Raw genomic sequence first — 636 nt, 5'->3', positions numbered from 1 at the left:
TACCGTGACACATTGGTATTTTTGACATAACTGATTGACTGCACGATAACGATTATCCTCAACATCAGTGACACTGCAATCGAGTAACATCGCGGCTTCACCTGGATGCGGGGTAATGACCGTATTGTCTATTAACCCGCCCTCACATCGTTTTTTCGCCAGCCAATATAAGCCATCATCACGGTTTGATAAACATCCTGTCCCCAATCAAGCCGACCTAAGCCAACACCCAAACAGATCGTAGAGCACCACTTAAGGCGAGACAATAGTTCAGATGTTTGTGAAACCATGGCTTCAGGTAATAAAGAACGGACAGGCAAACAGCTCGAATCGTGGACCGTTAATGCGGTGAGCCCAGTTCCGGTGCGTAACGATGCCGCGGCAGCTAGCTAGGCTGCACCACTCATTCCATCGCCACCTCCAACAATAAGAAGACGCCCATGCGTTCCCTTATGCGAATCTTGCGATCTATCCTTCAAAGCAGATAGGCAGCCTGCATTCGTTAACAACGAATCGGGTTCATAGCTATCGACAAACTCACTATCGACAGACAGCCCTGCGAATAATAGCTCACCGACATAACGCCTTGCTTGTGCTGTTACTAGTCCTTGCTTCATTGCGATAAAGGTGACAGTA

General features: G+C 48.0%; 2 pseudogenes. Both read right to left on the bottom strand.

Annotation, left to right across the window (positions count from 1 at the left end):
- Positions 1-329: pseudogene (locus tag KIV40_RS35675) on the bottom strand (NAD(P)H-hydrate dehydratase); the annotation flags it as partial.
- 60 nt (positions 330-389) lie between these two features.
- Positions 390-636: pseudogene (locus tag KIV40_RS32845) on the bottom strand (bifunctional ADP-dependent NAD(P)H-hydrate dehydratase/NAD(P)H-hydrate epimerase); the annotation flags it as partial.

Source organism: Vibrio sp. D173a (assembly GCF_030248475.1).
Note: the sequence above shows the minus strand (reverse complement) of the source record. Positions and strands in the feature narration are given on the sequence as shown.